This is a genomic window from Streptomyces sp. NBC_00637 (assembly GCF_045161545.1).
GTDB lineage: Bacteria > Actinomycetota > Actinomycetes > Streptomycetales > Streptomycetaceae > Streptomyces.
On record NZ_CP109046.1, the window covers coordinates 3,924,978 to 3,950,033 of the forward strand.

At 71.7% G+C, this 25,056-nt stretch carries 21 protein-coding genes; 6 read left to right on the forward strand and 15 right to left on the reverse strand.

From position 1 onward, the window contains the following. Nucleotides 1-34 precede the first annotated feature (34 nt). From OG440_RS17090 to OG440_RS17125, 8 genes are all read right to left on the reverse strand, one after another. A complete protein-coding gene (locus tag OG440_RS17090; protein WP_406007684.1) occupies nucleotides 35-1,534 on the reverse strand; it encodes an MFS transporter in 1,500 nt (499 codons plus the stop codon). A 150-nt stretch (nucleotides 1,535-1,684) separates the two neighbouring features. Continuing rightward, nucleotides 1,685-2,716 (reverse strand): class II fructose-bisphosphate aldolase, encoded by a 1,032-nt coding sequence (gene fbaA, locus OG440_RS17095; RefSeq protein WP_406007685.1) that lies wholly within the window; start codon nucleotides 2,714-2,716, stop codon nucleotides 1,685-1,687. A gap of 165 nt (nucleotides 2,717-2,881) precedes the next feature. After that, entirely contained in the window at nucleotides 2,882-3,454 is a 573-nt protein-coding gene (pyrE, locus tag OG440_RS17100) for an orotate phosphoribosyltransferase (RefSeq protein WP_406007686.1), read from the reverse strand. A 36-nt stretch (nucleotides 3,455-3,490) separates the two neighbouring features. Beyond that, nucleotides 3,491-4,288: an aldose 1-epimerase gene (locus OG440_RS17105; RefSeq protein ID WP_406007687.1), complete on the reverse strand. Its 798-nt coding sequence runs from the start codon at nucleotides 4,286-4,288 to the stop codon at nucleotides 3,491-3,493. A 106-nt stretch (nucleotides 4,289-4,394) separates the two neighbouring features. Continuing rightward, nucleotides 4,395-5,279: an SRPBCC family protein gene (locus OG440_RS17110; protein ID WP_406007688.1), complete on the reverse strand. Its 885-nt coding sequence runs from the start codon at nucleotides 5,277-5,279 to the stop codon at nucleotides 4,395-4,397. 102 nt (nucleotides 5,280-5,381) lie between these two features. Further along, nucleotides 5,382-7,019 (reverse strand): polyamine aminopropyltransferase, encoded by a 1,638-nt coding sequence (locus tag OG440_RS17115; RefSeq protein ID WP_406007689.1) that lies wholly within the window; start codon nucleotides 7,017-7,019, stop codon nucleotides 5,382-5,384. A 96-nt stretch (nucleotides 7,020-7,115) separates the two neighbouring features. Next, the gene (locus tag OG440_RS17120; protein ID WP_406007690.1) at nucleotides 7,116-7,670 is read right to left on the reverse strand and encodes a DUF2617 family protein; all 555 of its coding nucleotides are present in this window, start codon (nucleotides 7,668-7,670) and stop codon (nucleotides 7,116-7,118) included. Between the two features lie 456 nt (nucleotides 7,671-8,126). Then, nucleotides 8,127-8,429 (reverse strand): hypothetical protein, encoded by a 303-nt coding sequence (locus OG440_RS17125; RefSeq protein WP_406007691.1) that lies wholly within the window; start codon nucleotides 8,427-8,429, stop codon nucleotides 8,127-8,129. 140 nt (nucleotides 8,430-8,569) lie between these two features. Here OG440_RS17125 and OG440_RS17130 point away from each other — a divergent pair, with 140 nt between their 5' ends. Beyond that, nucleotides 8,570-9,766, forward strand: coding sequence for a pyridoxal phosphate-dependent aminotransferase (locus tag OG440_RS17130; RefSeq protein WP_406007692.1), 1,197 nt, complete (start codon nucleotides 8,570-8,572; stop codon nucleotides 9,764-9,766). A gap of 113 nt (nucleotides 9,767-9,879) precedes the next feature. Here OG440_RS17130 and OG440_RS17135 read toward each other — a convergent pair whose 3' ends face one another. After that, nucleotides 9,880-10,443, reverse strand: a complete 564-nt coding sequence (locus OG440_RS17135; protein WP_406007693.1) for a YbjN domain-containing protein — start codon at nucleotides 10,441-10,443, stop codon at nucleotides 9,880-9,882. 211 nt (nucleotides 10,444-10,654) lie between these two features. Then, nucleotides 10,655-13,267, reverse strand: coding sequence for an ATP-dependent chaperone ClpB (gene clpB, locus OG440_RS17140; RefSeq protein ID WP_406007694.1), 2,613 nt, complete (start codon nucleotides 13,265-13,267; stop codon nucleotides 10,655-10,657). 121 nt (nucleotides 13,268-13,388) lie between these two features. Here clpB and OG440_RS17145 point away from each other — a divergent pair, with 121 nt between their 5' ends. Next, on the forward strand, nucleotides 13,389-13,802 hold the full coding sequence (locus OG440_RS17145) for a pyridoxamine 5'-phosphate oxidase family protein (protein WP_406007695.1): 414 nt from the start codon (nucleotides 13,389-13,391) through the stop codon (nucleotides 13,800-13,802). 177 nt (nucleotides 13,803-13,979) lie between these two features. On the opposite strand, the gene OG440_RS17150 is transcribed toward OG440_RS17145, so the two are convergent. Next, nucleotides 13,980-14,315 carry a hypothetical protein gene (locus tag OG440_RS17150; protein WP_054241900.1) on the reverse strand — a complete coding sequence of 112 codons (336 nt, stop codon included), beginning with the start codon at nucleotides 14,313-14,315 and terminating at the stop codon, nucleotides 13,980-13,982. A 66-nt stretch (nucleotides 14,316-14,381) separates the two neighbouring features. On the opposite strand from OG440_RS17150, the gene OG440_RS17155 reads away from it, so the two are divergent. From OG440_RS17155 to OG440_RS17165, 3 genes are all read left to right on the forward strand, one after another. Continuing rightward, nucleotides 14,382-14,597, forward strand: a complete 216-nt coding sequence (locus OG440_RS17155) for a hypothetical protein (RefSeq protein WP_406007696.1) — start codon at nucleotides 14,382-14,384, stop codon at nucleotides 14,595-14,597. A 243-nt stretch (nucleotides 14,598-14,840) separates the two neighbouring features. After that, nucleotides 14,841-15,689, forward strand: a complete 849-nt coding sequence (locus OG440_RS17160; protein ID WP_385679230.1) for a helix-turn-helix transcriptional regulator — start codon at nucleotides 14,841-14,843, stop codon at nucleotides 15,687-15,689. Nucleotides 15,690-15,852: 163 nt separating this feature from the next. After that, nucleotides 15,853-16,923 carry a helix-turn-helix transcriptional regulator gene (locus OG440_RS17165; RefSeq protein WP_406007697.1) on the forward strand — a complete coding sequence of 357 codons (1,071 nt, stop codon included), beginning with the start codon at nucleotides 15,853-15,855 and terminating at the stop codon, nucleotides 16,921-16,923. Here the strand turns inward: OG440_RS17165 and OG440_RS17170 are convergent. Together OG440_RS17170 and OG440_RS17175 are read right to left on the reverse strand one after the other, a co-directional pair. Beyond that, nucleotides 16,808-17,923 (reverse strand): LuxR C-terminal-related transcriptional regulator, encoded by a 1,116-nt coding sequence (locus OG440_RS17170; protein ID WP_406007698.1) that lies wholly within the window; start codon nucleotides 17,921-17,923, stop codon nucleotides 16,808-16,810. The genes OG440_RS17165 and OG440_RS17170 overlap by 116 nt on opposite strands. Nucleotides 17,924-18,680: 757 nt before the next feature. After that, nucleotides 18,681-19,790, reverse strand: a complete 1,110-nt coding sequence (locus OG440_RS17175; protein WP_406007699.1) for a sugar ABC transporter substrate-binding protein — start codon at nucleotides 19,788-19,790, stop codon at nucleotides 18,681-18,683. Between the two features lie 682 nt (nucleotides 19,791-20,472). Here OG440_RS17175 and OG440_RS17180 point away from each other — a divergent pair. Continuing rightward, nucleotides 20,473-21,786: a hypothetical protein gene (locus OG440_RS17180; protein WP_406007700.1), complete on the forward strand. Its 1,314-nt coding sequence runs from the start codon at nucleotides 20,473-20,475 to the stop codon at nucleotides 21,784-21,786. Between the two features lie 87 nt (nucleotides 21,787-21,873). On the opposite strand, the gene OG440_RS17185 is transcribed toward OG440_RS17180, so the two are convergent. Further along, the gene (locus OG440_RS17185; RefSeq protein WP_406007701.1) at nucleotides 21,874-23,604 is read right to left on the reverse strand and encodes a type IV secretory system conjugative DNA transfer family protein; all 1,731 of its coding nucleotides are present in this window, start codon (nucleotides 23,602-23,604) and stop codon (nucleotides 21,874-21,876) included. Between the two features lie 57 nt (nucleotides 23,605-23,661). After that, entirely contained in the window at nucleotides 23,662-25,053 is a 1,392-nt protein-coding gene (locus OG440_RS17190; RefSeq protein WP_406007702.1) for a PQQ-binding-like beta-propeller repeat protein, read from the reverse strand. Nucleotides 25,054-25,056: the final 3 nt, after the last annotated feature.

Here is a 25,056-nt window from a genome sequence, read left to right on the forward strand (position 1 = left end):
CGAGGCCAGGACCGGAGCCCGCCGCCGGGCCCGTCTAGGACAGCCGCCCCTTCGTCCGCTCCCCCTCCAGCGGTGGCGCCAGCACGCTTCCGTGGGTCCTGCACTCCGGCCGGCGGCAGTCCGGGGCCGGGCGGCGCACCGTCGTGAAGGCGACCGCGGAACCCACCACCAGCACCCCCGCACACAGCACCATCGCCCGTCGGAACGCGTCGTCGAAGGCCGTGGCCGAGCGGTACGCCTCCGAGCTCATCCCGATCAGCAGGGGCAGCGCGGCCACGGCGACGAGTCCGGCCGCGCGGGCCGCCGCGTTGTTGACGCCGCTGGCCACCCCGGCCCGGGCGACGTCCACGGAGGCCAGCACGGTCGCGGTGAGCGGGGCGACCAGCGCGACCATGCCGAATCCCAGCACCAGGACGGCCGGCAGCACGTCGGTGACGTACGACGCGCCGGGCCCGACACGCAGCATCAGGAGCATTCCGGCGGCGCACAGCAGCGGGCCGACGGTGAGCGGGATCCGCGGCCCGATGTGCTCGGCCAGCTCACCGGAGCGGGCGGACAGCAGCAGCATCAGCACGGTCGTCGGCAGCAGCGCCGTACCGGCGCCGAGGGCGGACCAGCCGGCCACGACCTGGAGCTGGACCGCGGACAGGAAGAAGAACCCGCCGAAGGCCGCGTACACGCACAGCGTGACCAGGTTGACGGCGGTGAACTGGCGGGACGCGAAGATGCCGAGCGGCAGCATCGGGTCCGGGTGGCGGCGCTCCACCGCCACGAACGCGACCCCGGCCAGCAGTCCCGCGACCGCCGCCCCCGTGACGACCCCTACGGGTCCGCTCCGGGCCTCGATCAGCGCGTAGGTGACGAGGGCGAGCGCCAGCGCGCCCAGGAAGGCGCCCAGGACGTCGAAACGCGCCCCGGTCGCCTTCCCGGCGGCACCGGCGCGGACGGGCGGCCGCCCGTCCGACTCGGGCACGTGCCGCAGCGCCACCGGCACACACACCACCGCCAGCGGCACGTTCAGCAGGAACACCCACCGCCAGCCCGGACCGTCCACCAGCCAGCCGCCCAGGAACGGCCCCACGGCCGCCCCCATCCCGCCGAATCCGGACCACAGGCCCACCGCCCGCCCCCGGTCGGCGGGGTGGAAGGAGGCCTGGATGAGCGCGAGGGAACCCGGCGTGAGGAGCGCGCCGCCGACCCCCTGCAACGCCCGGGAGGCGATCAGCACGCCCGCGTTCGGGGCGAGTCCGCACAGCAGCGAGGCGACGGCGAACCACACCACCCCGATCACGAACACCTTGCGCCGCCCGTAGTGGTCGCCCAGGGAGCCGCCGAGCAGGATCAGCCCCGCCAGCGTCAGCAGATACGCGTTGACGGTCCACTGGAGGGCGGCCAGGTCGGTGCCCAGGTCGCGGCCGATGCGGGGGAGGGCGACGTTGACGACGGTCGAGTCCAGCAGCGCCATGCTGGAGCCGAGCACGGTGGTGAGCAGGATCCACTTGCCCTGCGGCGAGGACAGCCGGACGTCAGGCATGCCCCCAGGTATACAGCGAGCCCGGCGCCGTAGACAGACGCCGGGCTCACCCGTACCCGTAGTACCTCGGGGACCACCCCCCGAGGTACCCCCCGAGGTGCCCTCGGAGATACCCCTGAGAGGCGGAGGCCCCTTGGAGAGGCTTCGGAACTACTTGATCTTCTGGCCCGCCGAACGCAGGTGCTGCGTGGCCTCGAGGACCCGCGCGGCCATGCCCGCCTCGGCCAGCTTGCCCCAGGTGCGCGGGTCGTAGGTCTTCTTGGAGCCGACCTCGCCGTCGACCTTCAGGACGCCGTCGTAGTTGCGGAAGATGTGGTCGGCGACGGGACGCGTGAAGGCGTACTGCGTGTCCGTGTCGATGTTCATCTTGACGACGCCGTTCTCCAGCGCGGTCGCGATCTCCTCCGGGCTGGAGCCGGAGCCGCCGTGGAAGACGAAGTCGAACGGCTGGGAGCCGGCCGGCTTGCCGTACTTGGCGGCGATGCCCTCGTTCAGCTCCTTGAGCAGGTCGGGGCGGAGCACGACGTTGCCCGGCTTGTACACGCCGTGGACGTTGCCGAAGGACGCGGCCAGCAGGTAACGGCCCTTCTCGCCCAGGCCGAGCGCCTCGACGGTGCGCACCGCGTCGTCGACCGTCGTGTACAGGGAGTCGTTGATCTCGTGCGAGACGCCGTCCTCCTCGCCACCGGTCGGGGTGATCTCCACCTCGAGGATGATCTTCGCGGCGCGGGCGCGCTCCAGCAGCTCCTGCGCGATGGCGAGGTTGTCGGCGAGGGTCTCGGCCGAGCCGTCCCACATGTGCGACTGGAAGAGCGGGTTGCGGCCGGCCTTCACCCGCTCCTCGGAGACCGCGAGCAGCGGACGTACGTACCCGTCGAGCTTGTCCTTCGGGCAGTGGTCGGTGTGCAGCGCGACGGTGACCGGGTACTTCTCGGCGACGATGTGCGCGAACTCGGCGAGGGCCACGGAGCCCGTCACCATGTCCTTGCTGTACTGGCCGCCCAGGAACTCGGCGCCACCCGTGGAGATCTGGACGATGCCGTCGCTCTCCGCCTCGGCGAAGCCGCGCAGAGCCGCGTGCAGGGTCTGGGTCGAGGTGACGTTGATGGCCGGGTAGGCGAACTTGCCTGCCTTCGCCCGGTCGAGCATCTCGTTGTAGACCTCGGGGGTTGCGATGGGCATCTGTCCGCTCCTTGGTATCTGCGGGTTGGCGATCTGTCGATCTGCGTACTACGGCCCTGACCTAGACCTGGGGTGCGACGTCATCGTCGGCCCCATCTTTCCAGACCTGGGCGAATGGTCCATGCCTGGTCCACACCCCGGTCAAGTGCAGGTCAAAGCGGCCTGTCAGTCCAGACCCAGTTCATCCTTCGAGAAGGCGAACAGGTACGGCACGCCCGCGCCCTCGCGGATCTTCTCGTCGGCGCCGGTCGCCCGGTCCACGATCGTCGCCACGGCCACGACCTCGGCGCCCGCCTCGCGGACGGCCTCCACCGCGGCGAGCGGCGAACCGCCGGTGGTGGAGGTGTCCTCGACGACCAGGACGCGCCGGCCCTTGATGTCCGGGCCCTCGACGCGTCGCTGGAGCCCGTGCGCCTTCGCCGCCTTGCGGACGACGAAGGCGTCCAGTCGCCGGCCGCGCGCGGCGGCCGCGTGCAGCATGGCGCCGGCCACCGGGTCGGCGCCCATGGTCAGACCGCCCACCGCGTCGAAGTCGAGTTCGGCGGTCAGGTCGAGCAGCACCTGCCCCACCAGCGGAGCGGCCTCGCCGTCGAGGGTGATGCGGCGGAGGTCGATGTAGTAGTCCGCCTCCAGCCCCGACGACAGGGTCACCTTGCCGTGCACCACGGCCTTGTCCTTGATCTGCTGAAGCAGCGTGCCACGTGTGCCCGACGGCATCACTTCGTTTACGTCCGTCATGCCGCCCAGCTTAGAGGCGGCGCCAGGAGGACGGTCTCAGAGCCTGTTCCAGCGCCAGGTGGTGGTGGCCTCCAGCGGCTCCAGGGGCGTGACCAGGCGCGGAAGCGTGTTCAGGCCGTCGGGCGGGCCGGTCTGCGGCTCCACGCACACGGCCGCCTCCTGCTCGTCGTAGACGACGACCCACTCCTCGGCGCTGGTCACGTCCAGCTCCAGCCGGCCCGGCCAGGTGAGGCCGACGGCGACACCGCCGGGCATCCCGAAGCAGTCGTCCCAGGGGCCGGGCTTCGGCGTGATCCGGTTGCCGGTCGGCAGATGGTCGTCGCCGCGCTCCTCCTGCCACGCGGGGTCGAAGGAGACCCGCACGTCCTGGTCGTCCGGGCCGCCCAGGTTGCGGTTGAACCAGGGGTGCCAGCCGATCTGCGCCGGGAAGGACGAGCCGTGGGTCTCCACGGCCATCGCGAGGGTCAGGGTGTCCTCGGTCAGCGTGACCACCTGGGTGACCCGGCCGGGGTGGGGCCAGGGTTCCACCAGGTCGTACGTCAACACGGCCTCGGCGGCGGTCCGCCGCGCCACCTTCCAGGCGCCGTCGCGGACGGTGCCGTGGATGGCGTTGGGCGCGGCGTTGAGCGGCATCTGGCGGACGGTTCCGCCGTCCCGGAAACGGCCGTCGCGGATCCTGCCGCACCAGGGGACCATCGGGAAGCAGCCGAAGCGGGCTCCCTGGCGCAGCAGTTCGAGGCCGCCGACGCGCAGCCCACCGACCCGGCCGCCGTTACCCGGCTGCACGGTCACCTCCGCGTCGCCCGCGGTCAGCGTGATGTCTTCGTCACTCACGCGACGACCCTACTGGGACGATCGGACCGGTGCGGTGGCGGACCGGCTTCGACCGAGGCGCGCACTCGACCGCGACGCCTCTTTCCCGCCCCGCCCGTTCCAGGCCTCAGCCGCGTCGGCGCAGTGCCCTGCCCACCACGATCGCCGACGCCACGACGAGCGCGGCGGCCGGAGCCGCCCAGCGCAGCGTGCTGTTGGGTACGACGGTCTGAGGGGCCGGGACGGGCGCGTAGCGCCCGCGTGGCGGGGCGTGGTCGACCTCCTCGGCGCTGCGCCCGATCATCGTCCGGCGCGCGTGCGCGGCCTCGGCGGGCGGCTCTCCCGGCCCCGTGAGGTCCTCGATCCCGGCGGGCGCCACCTCCGCCTCGAAGACGGCCCCGGGGAGCGGCGATCCGTCGACATCGTCCACGTCGTCCACGTCATCGAGGTCGTCCACGTCGTTCACGTGCTTCACGTCGTCGGCGGTGTCGACGTCATCCGCGGTCTGGTCCACCGGGTCCGCCGAGTCCACCGGGTCCGCCTCCACGCCGGCCACGGGGTCTACGGCATCCGCCGTTTCCGCCGTTTCCGTCGCTTCCGCCGCCAGATTCGCCGCGAAGCGGTTCAGCAGCCGGGTGACCGCCGACTCCACCGCCTCCGGCGGCAGCTCCGCGATCCGGCCGTCCGCCGACGCCGTCCCCTCGAAGCGGAGCGTCGTGCCCGCTTCGGCCTCCCGCAGCCGCAGCGTGAGGACCGGCTTCACGACCCCGGTGCCCCGCACCTCGGTCGCGTCGCCCTCGACGGCGTACGCGCCGTCCTCGCGCGGGGAGACCCGTACCGCGCCCCGGTACGTGATGGTGTGGCCGCCCACCCGCACCTTCAAGCGCCCCGCGACGGGCTCGGTGCCCGCGTCCTGCTGGAGTCCCGGGACCGCCCGGGCCACCCGCGCCGGATCTGCGAGGGCCGCCCTCAACCGCTCGGCCGGAACCGGAACGAACACCTCTTGCTCCATGACATCGGAGCCTACCCAGCGGGTCCCGGAAAGCACCCGGCGAAACCGGGATTAGGTCCCGCCGAGCGTCGGCCGGTGGTACGTCCCCCGCTCCGCTCGGGCTCAGTACCGCGGGTGCACCAGCGTCGAGGGCCGCAGTCCCGTCACCCGGGTCGCCTCCGCCGCCCGCGCGTCCGCCGTCAGCTCCGCCTGGGTCAGGGTGCCGGGCGACCCCTCCTGCCGGTCGAGGCGCAGCGGCGGGCGGGTCTCGGCGGTGGCCAGGACGAAACCCCAGTCGCGGGGGGCCCGGGAGCGGCCGGCGCCCTCGGTGAGGGCGGCACTGCCGCCGTCCACGCGATAGGGGGCGGTGTGCAGGCCCGCCGCCCGCATCGTCGCCTCGACCGTCCAGAACGCGCGGGGCCGGCCGGCGACCGGGCCGGCGTACACGACGAGGCGGCCGCCCGGGGCGAGGGCACGGCGGGCGAGACCGTAGAACTCCTCGGAGTAGAGCTTCGTGCTCGCCGCCATACCGGGGTCGGGCAGATCCGCGACGACCACGTCGTACGTCGCCGGACGGGCCCCGCGCAGCCACTGGAAGGCCTCCTGGGTGGCGACGTGGACGCGCGGGTCGCCGTAGGCGTGGTCGTTGAGGCGGGACAGGGCCGGGTCGGTGCGGGCCAGTCGGACCAGGCCGGGGTCGAGTGCGACGACGTCGACGCGGCGCACGCCGGGGTGGTCGAGGGTTTCGCGGGCGGCCAGGCCGTCGCCGCCGCCGAGGATCAGCACGCGCGCGTGCGGGCCGCTCATCGCGGGCCCGGCCAACGCCTCGTGGTATCGGCGCTCGTCGTGGCCCGCGAAGCGCAGGCGGCCGTCCAGGTAGAGGTCGAGGGGCCGGCCGTCGGTGCCGCCGGTGAGGACGATCTCCTGGACGCCGGTCCGCACCGCCACCCGCACGTCGTCGCCGTAGACCGCCTGCCGGGCCGCCTGTTCGAAGTCGTCGACGAGGACGGCGGCGGAGCCGAGGACGCCGAGGACGGTGATGTTGGCGACGAGCAGCAGACAGCGGGCCCGGCAGCCGAGGTCGCGGCGGAAGAGACCCAGGACCAGGGCGGCCCCGGCCAGGACGTTGACCCCGCCGGTCAGCAGGGAGCTGGTCAGCTGGCCCAGGGACGGCAGCAGCAGGAAGGGGAAGGCGAGGCCGCCCACGAGCGCGCCGACGTAGTCAGCGGCGAACAGGTCGGCCACCGCGCCGCCCGCGTCCTGGCGGCGGATGCGCTGGATGAGCTCCATGAGGAGCGGCACCTCGGCGCCGATGAGCACACCGATGGCGAGGGAGAACGCGACGAGGAGCACCCGGGGGCCGTGGACCCACAGGCCGCCCCAGTCGCCCGTCCAGGCGAAGACCGCGTAGAGCGACATCGCGCTGCACCCCCCGACCAGGGCGAGGGTCGTCTCCAGGGCGCCGAAGCCGGCCGCGGCGAACCGGCGCAGCCGTTTGGCGGCGAGGGAGCCGACACCCATCGCGAAGACCATGACGGACAGCACGACGGAGGCCTGGGTGACGGAGTCGCCCATCAGGTACGAGGCGAGCGCGACGAGTTCCAGTTCGTAGACGAGACCGCAGGCCGCGCAGACGAACACGCAGGCCAGGACCAGGAACCGCCCGGTGGCCGGCCGGACGGGAAGCCGCGCGGGCCCGGGAGAGGGCGGGCTCCGGTCCGGTCGGACGCCGGGCGGGGCCGGCGCGTGCGGTTCGATCACGACTGCGACGTTACGTGACGACGTGGGTGCCCTTCGTCACCCACACGTGTGGAATGCGAGGTCGTTCGCGCAGCGGACGTTTGAGCCGCCGACGCCTCAGACTCCCTGGGCGGCGGCGCTCACGGGCAGGTCGGGATCGCCCGACCGGACCCGGACACCCACCCTCGTCCTGGTCGCGACCAGCTCTCCGTCCTGCGGATAGGCGTGCCAGGTGCGCCAGTGCACCTGGCCCTCGCTGCGGTGGGCGAGCAGGGCGGTGAAGGCGTGCGGGCTGCCGGGGAAGACGCCGGCGAGTCCGTGCGGGTGTTCCGAGACGAGGGCGAGGAGTTCCTGGGCGCGGGCCGCGAACCGGCCGGGCGAGAGCACCTCGACGCGCGCCGCGAACTCGTACTCCCAGTCGCCGATCCGCTTGGCGACGCCCAGCGGGAGCGGGGTGCTGCTGCCGGGGATGCAGGCGACCGTCTCGGAACAAGAGCCCTGCTCCTCCTCCAGCAGCACCTGGTGCGATGCGCCGAGCAGTCTCAGCTGCAATGTGGCAGCGGACAGTTCGAGGTCGAGTGTGGCGAGGGCGGGCAGCGGCTCCCGCCCCAAGGCCCAGGCGAGATCGGCCGCGCGCGTGTCGGTGTAGGAGGTGTTCAGGGTCGTGAGCATGGGTCGGCTCCGCGGAGACGCAAAGAGAAGAGGGGGCAGGTCGGCGCACCCCGGTCGAAGCCGGGAGAACGGCCCCGGTCGGCCCGGTCCGGAAGGTCGTCCGCAGGGGACGTCCGAAGGGGTCCGAGGGGCTGCGTTGGTGGTTTAGAGGGAATCATGAACTGCGGTGGCTCCACAGCGTTTTTACCCAACTTCGTGGGGTTTCCATCCCTCGGGGGGTCCACAGCTCAATTGTTCAACCATGAGGTACCCCGGGCGGCCCAGGCGTGCATCCGCGCGCCCCACATGAAAGGCGCGACCGCGGGTAGACGCTGTGGCCGCCATGGCCGGAACGGCCGCGGCCGCCTTCGTCGGCGACCGCGATCGCCCTGACCGGTGCGACCGCGGAACCCTTCGGACGGGCCGGGCCCGCGGTCCGGATGCGGCTCCCCCCGCGGGGAGCTCAGCTGCCCCGTGTCAGCTGCCTCCGCCGCATCCGCCGCCTCCGCCGCCGCAGGACGATCCGCCCCCGCAGGACGACCCTCCGCCGCAGGAGTGGCCTCCGTGACCGCCTCCGTGACCGCCGTGACCGCCGCCGGAGCCGCCGTCTCCGCCGCCGGCCCACCAGCTGTCACCGCCCGCGCCGGCCGCGCTGCCGCCCGCGCTGTATCCGCGTGACCGGCCGCCGTGCGACCTCGCGCCGCCGCGACCGCGGGCGTTGGCGAGCACGGCCGCCACGAACAGGATTCCGACCACCGCCAGGATGATGCCGAAGACCATGGCGTCACCCTCCTTTCGTGTCCCCCGAAGCGGCCCCCCGTGGGCGCCTCGCGTGGTGCCTGAGCGCCACGTGACCGGGGGATGCCCGTTCGTCTCGGCGGCCAAAGCGGAGTTGAGGAACTCCAGAGCTTCGGCGCAGGATGACGGGCATGACCTCCACCGCGCGTCCCTTCCTCAACCGCCGTCTCGCCGAGTTCGGGACGACGATCTTCGCCGAGATGTCCGCTCTGGCCGCGGCGACCGGCGCGATCAACCTGGGGCAGGGTTTTCCCGACACCGACGGCCCCGAGGAGGTCCGCGAGGCGGCCGTGCGGGCGCTGCGGGACGGGCGCGGCAACCAGTACCCGCCGGGCCCCGGCGTGCCGGAGCTGCGTACGGCGATCGCCGACCATCAGCGCCGCCGCTACGGTCTCTCGTTCGACCCGGACACGGAGGTGCTGGTCACCGCGGGCGCCACGGAGGCCATCGCCGCCACCCTGCTCGCGCTGCTGGAGCCCGGCGACGAGGTCGTCGCCCTGGAGCCGTACTACGACTCCTACGCGGCCTGCATCGCGATGGCGGGCGCCACGCGGGTGCCGGTCACCCTGCGTCCGGACCCGGAGCAGGCCCGTTTCCGCCTCGACCTGGACGAGCTGCGTGACGCGGTCACCGGGCGCACCCGGCTGCTGCTGATCAACACCCCGCACAACCCGACCGGCACGGTCCTCACCCGCGAGGAGCTGACGGCGATCGCCGGGCTGGCGGTGGAGCGGGATCTGCTCGTCGTGACGGACGAGGTGTACGAGCACCTGGTCTTCGACGACGCCGAGCACGTGCCGCTGGCGACGCTGCCCGGGATGCGGGAGCGGACGGTCACCATCGGGTCGAGCGGCAAGACCTTCTCGTTCACCGGCTGGAAGGTCGGCTGGGTCACGGCGGCGCCCGGGCTGGTCACGGCGGTGCGCTCGGCGAAGCAGTACCTGACGTATGTGTCGTCCGGCCCGTTCCAGTACGCCGTCGCCGAGGCGCTGGCCCTGCCCGACAGCTACTTCGCCGACTTCCGCGCGGACATGCGGGTCAAGCGTGATCTGCTGGCGGCGGGGCTCGCGGACGCGGGTTTCGCGGTCTTCCGTCCGGCCGGCACGTACTTCGTCACCACCGACATCCGCCCCCTCGGCGAGTCCGACGGCTTCGCCTTCTGCCGCTCGCTGCCCGAGCGCGCGGGCGTGGTCGCCATTCCGAACGCCGTCTTCTACGACCACCGCGAGGCGGGCGCGCCGTTCGTACGGTTCGCGTTCTGCAAGCGGGTGAGCGTGCTGGAGGAGGCGGTCTCCCGGCTGAAGAAGCAGGCCGGCTGAGACGCGCGGGAGCGGCTACGCGAGCGGGCGCCCGTCCACAGGCTGTGGACGGGCGCCCGCTCGGCGTACAAGGCAGGCCGCCGGCCTGCTCGGCGTACAGGCAGGTCGCCGACCTACTTGTCGCCCTCGTCGGTCTCGACGCCGTCGGCGTCGTCGCCGGGCTTCTCGTCGGCGGCGTCGACCGCCGACTCCAGGCCCAGCTGCTCCACGAGCCACTTGTCGAACTCGATGGCCGCCCGCACCCAGCTCACCGTCGAGGAGACGAAGAGCTCGATGTTCACACCGGCGCCGACCAGCAGCTGCGCCTCGCCGATGAGGCGGACGGTGCCGTCGTCGTGGGTGTGGGTGTAGACCTTCGGCCACAGGGTGCGGCGGTTCCAGTCGTCGATCGACTCGAGCAGCTGCGCCTTGTCGTCGATCTGGTGGGGCCGGTCGTAGAACGTCCGCACCGAGTAGACCGCCTGGTCACCCTCGCCGCGGAACATGAAGTACGTACGGAACTCCTCCCACGGCGCCGCGAGGTCACCCTCGTCGTCGACGACGTACTTCAGCTCCATCTGGTCGAGGAGCTGCTTCACGAGATCCTGATCCGGGACGACGGGGCCCGCCGGTCCACCCTGGGGCTGCGGCTCCTGCTGGCCCCCGAAGTTCGGAATCGAGGACGGGTCGATGCTCACCGTGATTTTCCCTTCGTACGGATCCCGCCATCCTCCCCCATGCGGGGAGGGGGGTGGCAAGCCCGGCAGGGCCCTGTCAGCCCTGAGCTGACATGATCCGGCCGGTTGCACGACGGGGCGGTGACAGGGGGAGGGGCGTGAACGCCGAGACCGTACGGGTGCGGTACTCGGCGTTCACGACGTGACCTGAGCGGCAGCGGGGCCGGGAGCGTTACAGCGTCTTGCCCGGGTCCGTCGTCGCCGGGCCCACGATCAGGCCCTCGCCCTCGCCGAAGGAGTCCACCCGGACCGTGTCGCCGTCCTTGACCTCGCCGGCCAGGATCTCCTTGGCGAGCCGGTCGCCGATGGCCGTCTGGACCAGGCGGCGCAGCGGGCGGGCGCCGTAGGCCGGGTCGTTGCCCTCGTCGGCGAGCCAGGCCAGGGCCGCGTCGGTGACCTCCAGGGTGAGGCGGCGTTCGGCGAGCCGCTTGGCCAGGCGGTCGATCTGGAGGCGGGCGATGCGCTCCAGTTCCGTCTTGTTCAGGGCCGAGAAGACGACCAGGTCGTCGAGCCGGTTGAGGAACTCCGGCTTGAACGAGGCCCTCACCACCTCCAGGACCTGCTCCTTCTTCTCCGCCTCGGTGGTCACCGGATCGACCAGATACTGGCTGCCCAGGTTGGACGTCAGCACCAGGATGGTGTTGCGGAAGTCGACCGTGCGGCCCTGGCCGTCGGTCAGCCGGCCGTCGTCCAGCACCTGGAGCAGGACGTCGAAGACCTCCGGGTGCGCCTTCTCGACCTCGTCCAGCAGGACCACGCTGTACGGGCGCCTGCGGACGGCCTCGGTGAGCTGGCCGCCCTCCTCGTAGCCGACGTAGCCGGGCGGGGCGCCGACCAGACGGGCGACGCTGTGCTTCTCCCCGTACTCCGACATGTCGATGCGGATCATGGCCCGCTCATCGTCGAAGAGGAAGTCGGCGAGGGCCTTGGCCAGCTCGGTCTTGCCGACGCCGGTCGGACCGAGGAAGAGGAAGGAGCCGGTGGGGCGGTCGGGGTCGGCGATACCGGCGCGGGAGCGGCGTACGGCGTCGGATACCGCCTGGACCGCCTCGGCCTGGCCGATGAGGCGGCGGCCGAGCTCCTCCTCCATGCGCAGCAGCTTCTGCGTCTCGCCCTCCAGGAGGCGGCCCGCGGGGATGCCGGTCCAGGAGGCGACGACGTCGGCGATGTCGTCCGAGCCGACCTCCTCCTTGACCATGGTGTCCTTCGCGGCCTCCTCCTCGGCCTCGGTCGCGGCCTCCAGGTCGCGCTCCAGGGTCGGGATCTCGCCGTACAGCAGCTTGCTGGCGGTGTCGAAGTCGCCGTCGCGCTGGGCGCGCTCGGCCTGGCCGCGCAGGTCGTCGAGCTTCTCCTTCAGCGCGCCGACCCGGTTCAGGGACTGCTTCTCCTTCTCCCAGCGGGCGGTGAGCAGGCGCAGCTCCTCCTCCCGGTCGGCGAGGTCGCGGCGCAGCTTCTCCAGCCGTTCGCGGGAGGCGGCGTCCGTCTCCTTGCTGAGCGCCAGCTCCTCCATCTTCAGCCGGTCCACGGACCGCTGGAGCTCGTCGATCTCGACCGGGGAGGAGTCGATCTCCATACGCAGGCGGGAGGCCGCCTCGTCGACCAGGTCGATGGCCTTGTCGGGGAGGAAGCGGGAGGTGATGTACCGGTCGGAGAGGGTCGCGGCGGCGACCAGGGCCGCGTCCGCGATCTGCACCTTGTGGTGGGCCTCGTAGCGGCCCTTGAGCCCGCGCAGGATCGCGATGGTGTCCTCGACCGACGGCTCCGCCACCAGCACCTGCTGGAAGCGGCGCTCCAGGGCGGGGTCCTTCTCGATCCGCTCCCGGTACTCGTCGAGGGTCGTCGCGCCGACCATGCGCAGCTCGCCGCGCGCGAGCATGGGCTTGAGCATGTTGCCGGCGTCCATGGCGGAGTCGCCGCCCGCTCCCGCGCCGACGACCGTGTGCAGCTCGTCGATGAAGGTGATGATCTGGCCGTCGGAGTCCTTGATCTCGGCGAGGACGGTCTTCAGCCGCTCCTCGAACTCGCCCCGGTACTTGGCGCCCGCGACCATCGCGCCGAGGTCGAGCGCGACGAGCCGCTTGTTCCTGAGGGACTCGGGCACGTCGCCCTTGACGATCCGCTGGGCGAGGCCTTCGACGACGGCGGTCTTGCCGACGCCGGGCTCGCCGATGAGGACGGGGTTGTTCTTCGTGCGCCGGGACAGGACCTGCACGACGCGCCGGATCTCCTGGTCCCGCCCGATGACCGGGTCGAGCTTGCCCTCGCGGGCGGCGGCGGTGAAGTCCGTCCCGAACTTCTCCAGGGCCTTGTACTGCCCCTCGGGGTCGGCGCTGGTCACCCGGCGCCCGCCGCGGGACTTCTGGAAGGCCTCCTGGAGCTTCTTCGCGGTCGCTCCGTGCCGTGCCAGCACGTCACCGGCCTGTCCTCCCTTGGCTGCGATGCCGATGAGCAGGTGCTCGGTCGACAGGTACTCGTCCCCCAGGTCGGCGGCACGGCTCTGCGCGTCGGCGATGACGGCCAGCAGCTCGCGGTTGGGCTGCGGGGGCGCGACGGTCGACCCGGTCACGCTGGGCAGCGCGCCGAGCACCTTCTCGGCCCCGGCCCGCACGGCCGCCTGGTCCGCGTCGACGGCGGCCAGGAGATCGATGATGTTGTCGTTCTCCTGCCCCTGGAGCAGAGCGAGCAGCAGATGGGCGGGGATGAGGTCGGCGTGTCCCTGGGACACGGCCCTGTTGCTGGCCGCGTTGATCGCGTCCCGGCTCCGGTTGGTCAGCTCGGCGTCCACGTTCGCTTTCTCCTCCTGGCGTCAGCAGTCTCCCGTGTCTGACTCAGTCAGCGTACACAAAGTTGAGTCTATTCCGCTCAAGGTGTGCGTGGGGAGTCCGGCACGGGTTAGGTTCCGGACCATGGCCGCATACCCCCAGGACCCGGGCGCCCCGGACGCGCCGTATCTCGCCTTCTGGCGCGAACGACACCTGTGCACCCTGACCACACCACGTCCGGACGGCGGTCCGCACGTGGTTCCGGTCGGAGTGACATACGAACCCGAGGCCCGACTCGCTCGGGTCATCGCCGACCGGCGCAGCACGAAGGTGGGCAACGTCCTGGCGGCGGGCCCGGCCGGCGCCCGGGTCGCGGTGTGCCAGGTGGACGGGCGGCGCTGGGCCACCCTGGAGGGCAGGGCGTACGTGCGCGCGGAGCCGGACCGGGTCGCGGAGGCGGTGCGGCGGTACGCCGAGCGCTACGGGCGCACGCCCGGCCCGAACCCCTCGCGGGTGGTGATCGAGATCGAGCTGACCCGGGCGATGGGACGCGGGTGAGCGGGCCGAGGGGGCGGGACTGACCAGATCCGCCCCCGTCGTTTTTCGGCCAAGGCTCAACCGGTTGCATGTCCGGAAAAGTCCCCGCAAATTACAGCGGCGTCACCGTGTTCAGGTCACGGTGACGCCGCTGCGGGGGGAAGCACCTGAGCGATCTGTTACGACGGGGGAATCGCGTCAGGCACTGCGGGGGGTGGCTGAGATGGTCTTCAGGGGCGGGGTCTCGGGCTCGACGAGCCGGTGATCCCGCTGGTCCAGGTTCACAAAGATCATTCCGTAACGAATGGCGCACCGCACGGGCTGCGGTGCCCCCCGGGGCTTGCGCAGGCACCGGTAGGCCCGTACGTCCTCGTCCTCGTCGCGCGTCACGACCACCGGCTCGCCGAACACGGTCACCATCAACGAGTCACCACTGTGGGGGATGGCGGTGACCAGATCGATGAAGTGCCAGCCGGAGCGGTAGGCGGTGGCCATTTCGCGGCGGAAGGAGCGGTCGTCGGGTGGAGTGGTCATGACTCGGCGACCCACGTACTGTCGCTGGGAGCGACCCACGTACTGTCACCCGGCACGCTTGCCGCCGTGATCACCCAGGTGCTGTCGCGGGGCGCGACCCAGGTACTGTCCGCGGGCGCCGCGACCGTCTCGGTACCCGTGTTCCAGGTACTGTCGCGCGCCGTGTCACCCGTCGTTCCCGCAAGGCCGCTCAGCGCGCCGAAGGCCAAGGCGGCGGAGAAGGCGGCGGCAAGCGCCGAGCGAAGCATTCTCTTATGCATAGTCGGCTTCGTCCTCATTTGAAGGTCACCTCTCCCCCGTCCACTACGACGATGGCCCATTCGGGCACGTCATGGCCACACAATCGATGCATCATGTTCCTGCACGTTCAGGACCCTGGGGGGTGGAGATTTGACGAAAAATGAGACAAAGCAGACACATCCTCATGCGGCGACTGAGCTGTGCGAGGAAGGTCGCCGTCTCTATGGGAACGCTCTTCGGACGGGCCGCATAGCCCGTGCGGACGTGGAGCCTGCTCCGTGTTTGATGGAGTTCGCCCTGCTTCACGCGGACCCCGACGACGCGAACTGGCTACGTCCGGTGCCCCCGTCGATCGCCCTGTCCCAGCTGCTCAACCCGATCGAGCGCGAGATCACCCGGCGCCGGCGGCTGTCGGTCGAACTCGCCGACGCTTTCGAGCCGTTCATGACCCTCAGCGCCCAGCCGACGCCGACCACACACTCGATCACGGTGCTGGAGGGCATCGACCGGATCAACGCGGCGCTCGATCTGGCCACCTCCCAGTGCCAGACCGAGATGCTCACCGTCCAGCCGAGCCGGCGACGCCTCGAACACACCCTCGTACAGGGTCTCGAGCGCGACAGACCGCTGATCGACCGCGGCTGCCGGATCCGGACCCTGTACCAGCACACGGCCCGGTACAGCCCCGAGACGCTCGGCTACGTCTCCCAGTTCACCGACGGCAAGGTGGAGTACCGCACCATCGACGAACTCGTGGAGCGGCTGATCATCTGTGACGAGACCGTCGCCTTCATCCCGACCCGGGACGACGGACAGGTCGCCCTCGAACTCCGTCACCCGGGGCTCGTCCGCTACCTGATCAAGGTCTTCGAGTTCATGTGGGGCCGCGCGGTGCCGCTGGCCACCGGCGCGCCCTACGAGACCGCCCCCGACGGCATCACGGACATCCAGCACTCCATCGCCAAGCTCCTCGTCGAGGGCCATGTCGACGAGGCGATAGCCCGCCGTCTGGGCATGAACGTCCGCACCTGCCGAGCCCACATAGCGAAACTCGCGACCGCTCTGGGCAGTGGCAGCCGCGCCCAACTCGGCTTCCTCATCGCCCAGTCGGGGATCCTCAAACAGGAGCCCTGACCGTGCGGGCGGGCCCGGGACCGAGAACCGGCAACGGCGCGCCCGCCCCCGCCCGGCCGTCCCACGCCCACCGACCGCCGCCCCACCACCGGCCGTCCCACCGCCCACCGCCCACCGTCCGCCGCCCACCGTCCGCCGCCCTCGCACAGGAGAGAGATTCGCAGTGAACGCGCCGCCGCACCCCCACCACGGCGTGGAGAACCTGTGCGCCGCCGGCACGAACCTCTACGAGCGGGCCCTGCGCGACGGAGCGGTCAAGACCGACGAGGCCGAGACGGCGGCCCCCTGCCTGCTGTCCTTCGGCCTCCTGCACCCGGTCGTGGACGACCCGGACCAGCTCGAACCCGTCTCCCCGGCCCTGGCCCTGCACCGGCTGCTGCGCGCCTCGGGAACCCGCATCGCCGACGAACGGCGCCGCGAGGAACGGCTGGCCACCCTCTTCGAACCCCTCATGCGGATCACCGGCAGCCGCACCGCCGCCTCGGATCCCGCCTCCCTGCGCCTCCTCAGCGGCACCGAACAGATCAACGGAGCCATCACCGAGGCGACCGCCGAGGCGACGGACGAACTGCTCTGCATCCAGCCCAACGTCCACTACAGCGGCCCCCGCGGCGAGACGGCCCAGACCGTGGCCATGGCTCGCGACCAGGCGCTGCTCGACCGGGGCTGCCGCATCCGCACCCTCTACCAGCACACCCAGCGCCACCAGCCCCTCGTCGCGGCCCGCTACGAGCAACTCCGGGGCGACGTGGCGGCCCGCACCCTCGACGAGGTCACCGACCGCCTGATCGTCATCGACCGCACGGTCGCCTTCATCCCCGCCGGCGAGGACGGCCGACTCGCCCTGGAGGTCCGCCACCCCGCCCTCCTCACGTACTTCACCATCACCTTCGACCGCCTCTGGCGGCTGGCCACCCCCATGTACCCGCAGGCGGTGCACCGCCCCTCCCTCAACGGCGTCACCCCCCGGCAACAGGCCATCGCCGCCCTCCTCGTCGAAGGGCACACCGACGCCGTCATCGCGGACCGCCTCGGCATGAACATCCGCACCGCCCGCGTCCACATCGCCAAACTCGCCACCACCCTCGGCAGCGAGAGCCGCGCCCAACTCGGCTACCTCATCGGGCAGTCGGGGATCCTTGACCGGGAACGGCCCCGGAGCCGGACCCAGGAGCAGGAGCCCGAGCGGGAGCCGCGGCCGGGCCCGGACCGGCCCCCGGCGCCGGAAGACTGACCGAAGGCGACTGGGCCTCCGACTGCCGGTCGAGGCCGACCTGCGCGATCCGCACCCCCAACTGGGTCCGGCTGGCCGCGCCCAGGGTCTCCGAGAGCCGGGCGATGTGCGCACGGCAGGTACGGACGCTGATGCCGAGACGCTCGGCGATCACCGCGTCCTGGTGCCCCTCCGCCAGCAGGGCGGCGATGGACTGCTCCCGGTGCGAGATGCCCTCGATCCGGGTCTCGGGCAGCGGTGCGGTGAGCGGGATCGCCAGCCGCCACAGCCGCTCGAAGACCGTCACCAGGTAGGAGACCAGGGCCGGATGGCGCAGCTCCAGGGCCATCGTGCGGTCGGAGTTCGCCGGGATGAAGGCGACCGTGCGGTCGAAGAGGATCAGCCGGTCGATGACCTCGTCCAGCGTGCGGGCCTCCACCGCGTCGCCCATCAGCTCCAGGTAGGTGAGCAGACCCTGCCCGTGCCGCGCCACGTGGTTGTAGATGTCCCGCATCCGCACGCCCCGGCCGCGCAGCTCCAGCGCCCGGTGCAGGCCCTCCGACAGCTCGTGCTCACGCCGGATGCCGCCGGGCTGCACGGTGAGCACCTCGGTCGTACACGCCTCGGTCGCCGCGTCCAGGGCCGCCTGGATGCGGGAGGCGCCGTCCAGGACACGGATCGCCGCACCCTCGCCGGCCGCCCCGCCCCGCGCGGGGCCGCCCAGGCCCGCGTACCACTCGAACGCGGCGACCGCCGAGCCCATCCGCCGTCCGCTCGCGCTCACCTCGTCGTACAGACCGCGCAGCAGCCGGGTCATGACCTCCTGCGGGGAGGTCGGCACCAGCCAGTCCATGTCGTCGGGATCGGGGTGCAGCAGGGCGAGTTCGAGGAGGCACGGGACCGGCTCGGCGTCGGTCCGGGGCACCCGGCCGCGCCGTACGGCCCGGGAATACACGCGATCCCCGGCCTCGCACAGTCGGTCGGCACCGTGAGGATGCTCCTCCGCCCCGTGCCCGGCCATCGCCCATCCCACCCCCGCCGTACGCCGCTTCCGGAGCGCAACTATGCGCGGCCTGGACCGGCTCCGCAACACGGCTGCCCCCGCCGACGCCTGGGAAAACCACCCATCTGTTCCTGTTTCTCCCGGCCTCCTCCCCTCGCACTGCAACAAGCTGACGGTGGTGCGGGGCGTTCAGGACAGTGCATCGTTGGTTCCGCTTACCCCCGGGTGCTCCCCACTCGGGGGAGAGCACAGCCAACCCGGCCGGACCACGGGGGAGTCCGGCCGGGCTCAGGCCGACGGGGGAGTCCGGCCGGGCTCAGGCCACGGGCCACCACACCCGCAGCGCCCCGGCAGCCACCGAGCACCAGCGCGTCGCGCGGTCTCCGCGGCGATACGCGTCTTGGACGCCGTCACGCATGCGCCCGACCGGCCGCGCCCGGCCTTGGCCCTGGCTTGGCCTACCCGTGCCTCTGCCTCTGCTGGGCGCTTTCGCGCCGAGGGGGCGTACGCGTGCCTGTGATGCTGTTTCGGCGACGCCCGGAGAGTGGCCGAATTCCCGCTGCCACGACGGGACTTCCCGCGCCACCGGGCCGCACACGGCGAAGCCGGCGGCACAGGAACGGCGCAGGCGCGCGGGCGCGTGGGGGCGGGGGCACGTGGTCCCGGCGGGTGTGGTTCGGACGCACGCGGTCCGACCGGGACGTGGTGCGAACGGGACGCGATCCGACCGGGACGGACGCCGGGCGGGCGGTCGGCCCGCCCGGGGGCGCGTGGCTCAGATCAGCTTGAGGGCCTGGCAGGCGGCCTTGTACTTGGCGGTGCAGATCTCGGAGACCTTGAAGATGCCATCGGCAATGATGGTCGTCTTGATGTTGTCCTTCGTCAGCGCGACCACGGTCACCAGCTTGGCCGGGATGTCCTTGTTGGTCGGGCTGTCGACCCGGTCGCGGGTGAGCGCGTCGAACTGGATGTCGCGGCCCTGGACCTTGGCGACGGCGGCTTCGGCGGCGGCCTCGGCCTCGCCGGGGTACGGCTTGTAGACGCTCATGAACTGCTCGCCGCTGATGATGCGCTGCACGGCCGCCAGCTCGGCGTCCTGGCCGGTGATCGGGGGCAGGTCGCCGTCGCTGACGCCCGCGGCCTTCAGGGCCTTGATGATGCCGCCGGCCATGGCGTCGTTCGCGGAGTAGACGCCGGCGATGTTGGACACGCCCAGCGCTTCGATCGCCTTCGTCATGTTGGCCTGGGCGACCTCGGGGCTCCACTTGTCGGTGTCGTACGACTTCGCCACCGTGACACGGCCGTCGAGCTCGTTGAGCGCGCCCGCCTTGAACTGGGCGGCGTTCGGGTCGGTGGGCGAACCGTTCACCATGACGATCTTGTCGCTCTGCTTGACGTTGGTGATGGCCTCCACGAGGCTGCGCCCCTGCACCTCGCCGACCAGCTCGTTGTCGAAGGAGACATACCCGTCGATCGGCCCCTGGGCCAGCCGGTCGTAGGCGATGACGGGGATGTTCGCGTCCTTGGCCTTCTGCACCGTCTCCGCGATCGACTTCGAGTCGACCGCGTCCAGCAGGATGACGTCGACCTTCTCGTCGATCATCTTCTCCATCTGGGTGATCTGCGTCTCGGCTTCCCCGGCGGCGTTCGCGTACTCGGTCCTGCCCTTGTTCTGGGTGAGCTCCGCGACCTTCTTCTTGATGATGGGGTAGTCGAAGTCCGCGTACCGGGTGTTGGTCTCCTCCGGCATCAACACGCCCACCGTGACGTCGTTGCTCCGAGTCGGTGTCGCACTGCTGCTGTTCTCCGAGGCCCCCAGCATTCCGCACCCGGCGAGCGACAGGGACATCGTGGAGGCGACCACAGCTATGGCGATACGACGCATTCGGGGGCTCACTTCAGGTGCGTTCGGTGCGATTCCGGACACATGGGTGTGACATCTGGACCCAGGTGTCTCAAAAGACAACGCGGCGGCGGCCATCGGCGTCAAGCGGAACTACTTAACGAAGTAGCAACATCACACTCCGCTTAGCAGGTGAAGACACATGGAGACCACGAGGAGACCCTGAAAAGACCTGGACGGAGAACCTGACGCCGCGTGGGCGCAACGCCGCACCACCAGGTCCGCACCTCGCGGGTCACGAGCACGACGGGCTTCCCACCGGCCGGGGAACGTGTGCGTCCCGTCGGACCCGTTGTCGCGGAGCGGAGCGTCACCCCCCGGTTATGGCCCCGTGACCTGCGGAATCACCGCTTCCGTGGCTGTTGCGAAGTGGTGACGGAGGGATGATTGATCACGTGTGAGATCCGGGTGAGGATGAGTGCACCGCGAGCCGCCGGGGGGACAAGCGGTACCAACGGGCGGCCACTTCACTCGTTTCCCGTCGCGCGTCCTTCTCGCCGCGCGCCTTGCTCGTCGCACCTCTCGCTCGTAGCCGGGCTTCGCCCATCGCACCTCCGGCTCACCGCACTTCCGGCTCATCGCACTTCCGGCTCATCGCACTTCTGGCTCGTGTCTTCGCCGCCGTCACCGGCGTGCCCTTGTTGATTCCTTGGGGGGATTCACCATGTCCGTTCGTTCCGTCGCCGCCCGCCGCATCCGCACCGTGGCCGCGACCGCCGTCGTCACCGCTGTCGCCGGCGCCGCCTTCGTCCCGGCCGCCGCTGTCGCCGCCGACAAGGCGGGCGACGAGTCGGGTGCCAAGACGGCCGAGACGGGCGGACACGCGTTGAGGATGACGCTCGGCGCGCCCTCCCCCACCGGCCCGCTCAAGCGCGGTGGGGCCACGGAGTCGATGATCCTGACGGTCGCCAACTCCTCCGACAAGGCACAGGACTTCTCGGCCTGGCTGCCGGGTACGCCGGACGGACCGAGCCCGGTACTGAAGGACTCCATCGTCTTCGCTGTGACCGCGGTCGACGCGCCCGCGACCAAGTCGGCCATCGGGCGTCAGGACGGCCTCTTCCAGGGGCTGTTCTTCCCGGCCACCGGGAACGCGGCGTCCAGCTTCTCCATCCCGGCGAAGACCGAGTTCACCTGGAAGGTGACGGTCGGCCTCGGCGCCTCCTACCCCACCAACGACGGCGACTTCACCCTCACCGCCGGCCGGCTGGTCGGCGACACCGACGACGACCCGACCCGCAACACCCAGGTCTTCAAGATCGACCCGGCGATCACGCCCGGCAAGCTGAACGTGGCGTGGGAGCAGGAGACCGGCGCCGTCGCCCGGCCCGGCCGGCGTGCCGAGCTGGTGCTGAACGCCACGGCCACCGGCCCCGGCGAGTTCCCCGCCGAGCTTCGGCGCACCGTGTCGGCCCAGGAGTTCCGTGAGGGCGCGGGCCACCCCGACTTCGTCCTGGAGGCCGAGGTCGGCGGCAAGATCGTGAAGCTGAAGGAGTTCAACGACAGCGAGTGGGAACTCCCCGCCATAGCCAAGGGGTTCGGCGCCTCCACGGGCACCGAGAGCATCAAGTTGTACCTCTCGCTGGGGGAGAAGAGCGACATCGAGAAGGACACCGTCGTCCCGCTGCACGCGCTGTTCTCCATGGGCGACACCTGGGGCTTCAACGGCGCCGAGACCAAGGTGAAGGCCGGCCCGGCGGTGGTCACCGCGCCGAGCGGCACACCGTCCACGACGCCGTCCGCGTCCGGCTCCGCCTCGACGTCGGCCTCTCCGTCGGCGTCCGCGTCCGGCTCCGCGGCCACCACCACGGGCGGCACGATCGGCGGCACCACGAACACCACCACGAACGCGACCGGTTCGCTCGCGGCCACCGGTTCGGGCGGCGCCCTCTACGGCGGCCTCGCGGCCGCCCTGCTGGGCGTCGGCGGTGCGGCGGCCTGGTTCGGCACGCGTCGCCGGCGGGCGGCGCGCGCCTGACCGGCGGCGGACACGGGAGAGGGGCCCGGAGGCATCCGCCTCCGGGCCCCTCTCCCGTCTTCTCCCACGTCGTCACGCCGTCGCTTCTCAGCGCACCCCGGGGTCGTACTTCTTCAACGAGGCCTGTACCTCGGCGGCGTACGCGCCCTCCCACCACGGGACCGTCTCGACCAGCACCGGCTTGGTGCCGGAGGCGAGGACGAGGGCCCGGCCGGGCGGCATCGCGCCGAGGTCCGAGACCTGGAGAACGCGCTCGCGTCGCGTGGACTCGCTGATCGCGCGGTTGCCGGACCAGCCGCCGAACTCCGACTCCCGGCTGGTCTGGTACTCCCGCAGCTCGTACTCGCCGGCCAGCTCGCTCAGGTCGCCCAGGAAGCGGGTGTCCGACACGCCACCGCCGTAGACGCGGACGTTCGCGGCGGACCACAGCTTCTCCATGCCGCGCTCGCCCCACACCTCGATGCCCTGCGCCCAGGACTGGAGGATCGTCATCAGGATGATCCCGCGCGAGCCGTAGTGCGAGTACAGGTCGGGCAGGGTCCGCCAGCGGCACACGTTGGCCGCCTCGTCGAGGACACCGACGAGGGGCAGCGGCAGGCGGCCGCCGCGCTGGGTGGTGGCGTACTCCTCGGCCGCCTCGACGACCGCCACGGTCAGCGCGGTCACCAGCGGCCCGGCGGAGTCGCGCCCCTCCCGGCTCAGGGAGTACAGGGTGCCGCCGGTGCGGACGAACGCGTGCGGGTCGAACTCGCCGGCGTACTCGTCGGCCGGGGGCGTGACCCACCGGTTGACCTCGGGATTGACCAGGCAGGACGCCATCTGCTGGGCGACGCCGTAGATGCCGCTGCGCTGCTTGTCGGGGGCGTTGATGACACCGGACAGCCCGTCCGCGGACATGGCGTGTCCGGCGCCGCGCAGGATCCGCTCCGGGGCGTCGTCCTTGGGGTTGGACAGCCAGGTGTAGATCTGCGTGATCGGCGCCTTGGCGCAGGCGGCGGCGAGCAGCAGGTTGGCGAGCAGGTCCTGGCCGGCCGGGTCGAAGAAGGCGTCGGTGGAGGCGTTGGCGTCCCGCGAGCCGCTGGCGAAGTGGTCGGCCATCTTGCGGGCCTTGGCCACGTCGGTGACGTACGAGAGCGGGTTCCACCACCAGCTCGGTTCCTCCTGCGCGACCTGCTGCGGGTCGAACACCCACACCGGGCCGCGCGCGGTCCGCGGACCCCGGGTCGCGTCCACGATGTCGCGCTTGTTGGAGGTGACGAGGACGGCGCCGGGCCCGTCCAGGATGGCGGGGATGGCCCGCCGGGTGGTCTTACCGGTCCTGGGGCCCCAGATGTCGATGTGCATGTCCTCGTACGACCCGTACAGCGGCTGACGCCCCTTGACGGACCGTCCGATGAACACGCCGGGCGTGCTCGACCGCACCCCGAGGCGCTCGGCGGTGGCGGCCGCGCCCTTCATGGTCAGCTTGCCGAGCTCGTCGCCCTTCGCGAGGTGCTGGGCGGCGCCGTCCACCTTGGGCTTGTTCCTGAACCGCTCCCGCACCCGGTAGACGGCCAGGCCGAGGATCCCGACGACCACCGCCTCACCGGCCGCGACGGCACTGGCCGCCGAACCCGGCCAGCTGTAGTCGCCCTTGATCACCTCGACGAGGAACGTCAGCGGGTTCCCGGGCGGCGCGGGCGCGTCGGCGTACCCGGCCCCGATCTTCGCCGCCAGCCAGGCGCCGGAACCGACGAGGAGCACGACCGCGACGGCGATGACGATCTCGAAGGTCCAGTCGTCCTCGGCGCGGGGCTTCTTCTGCTGTTCTGCGGTCACCCGCGGGTCCGTCCTTTCTGGACTTCCTGGCCTGGATGGGCTTCGGCCGGGTGCCGGTCAGGCCTTCGTCGCCAGGAAGGCGAAGAAGCCGTTGTCGGCGGGGATGAGTGTGTAGCCGTCGGTGGTGAACTGCGTAGGTGCGTTCGTCCCTTCGGGGAGCAGGCCGAGCAGGCTTTTGGTCCCCATCGACAGAGCCGCCTGGTCGTACTCGAGCTCCGCGAACAGGACGCCGCCCGTCGTCACGGTCACCGGCCGGATCTCCTTGTCGTCGGCCTCCTGCCGCCACAGCTCGGCACCGGTCGCGGTGTTCCAGGCCACCGCTTCTCCCGCGAAGTCGACGACGGCGGTCTTGCCGTCCGGAGACACGGCGGGGACGGCGACCTGGCCGAACTCCTTGAGGGTGGTGCGGGGGCCAACGGCCAGGGTGGCGCCGGTGCGCAGGTCGACCGTGGTGATCACCGCGTCGTCGGAACCGCTCGCCGACCAGATGAGGATTCCCTGGTCGCCGTGGAGGGGGTACAACTCGGCATCCGGCTCCTCGCCGTCCTCGATCTGCGCGGCGACGTCCGCCGGCGGGGTGAGGTCGGCCGTGGTCCAGAGGGACTTGCCCGTGGTTTGGTCGAACACCGACAAGGACTCGTTGACGCCGGTGCCGCGGGTCGCGTATCCCCGGCCCGTGTCGAGCGGTTCGGCCCCGGCGGGCAGGACGAGATTCCGGCCGCCGCCGATCGGGGCGAGGGTGCGGTCGTCGTGGACGTCGCCGGGGAACAGCACACGTCCGCGCACGACCGGAAGTGCGGCCCGCTCGACGCCGGTGTAGACGGAGCTGCCGAGCTTCGCACCGCTCGGCGCGTACATGGTGTAGAGGGTCGTGGCGGCGGGGTTGCCCTGGCCGCCCTCCGCGGTGTTCTCACAGTCCCGGATCAGGACGGCCGGGGAGCCGTCCTGCCAGGTGCCCACCTGGACCTGCGCGGCGGGCTCCGGTGCGTCGCCGCCGGAAGGGTCGTAGGCGCACGTGACCGTGAACGACCTGCGCTCCTTGCCGGTGGCGGCGTCATAGAGGTGGGCCAGGAAACGGGCGGTCTGCGGTTGTGTCTCGCCGTCGGCCACCGGATCGGAGAGATCCTCCACGAGGAGGAAGGCGTCGCCGACGACGCAGCTGCCGGTCTCGGTCTGCCGGTCGGAAGGAAGGGCTGCGTCGCCGGCGCATCGCCGGGTCGCGTCGCTCTGCCGGGCGAGCCTCCACGCGGGTTTCGTGACGAGGCCGGGGATCGCCTCGCCCGGGTAGCCTGCCTGCCGGTCCGCGGGGGCCGATGCCCGTGGCCGGTTCTGGCCGGTCGCCTCCGCGCCCGACCGGCTGTCGTCGTCGCCCCCGCAGCCGGTGATGAGTCCCAGAGACAGGACGGTCCCGGCGGCGACGGCTGACAGGGAGTGCCGTGCGGTGGCCACCGC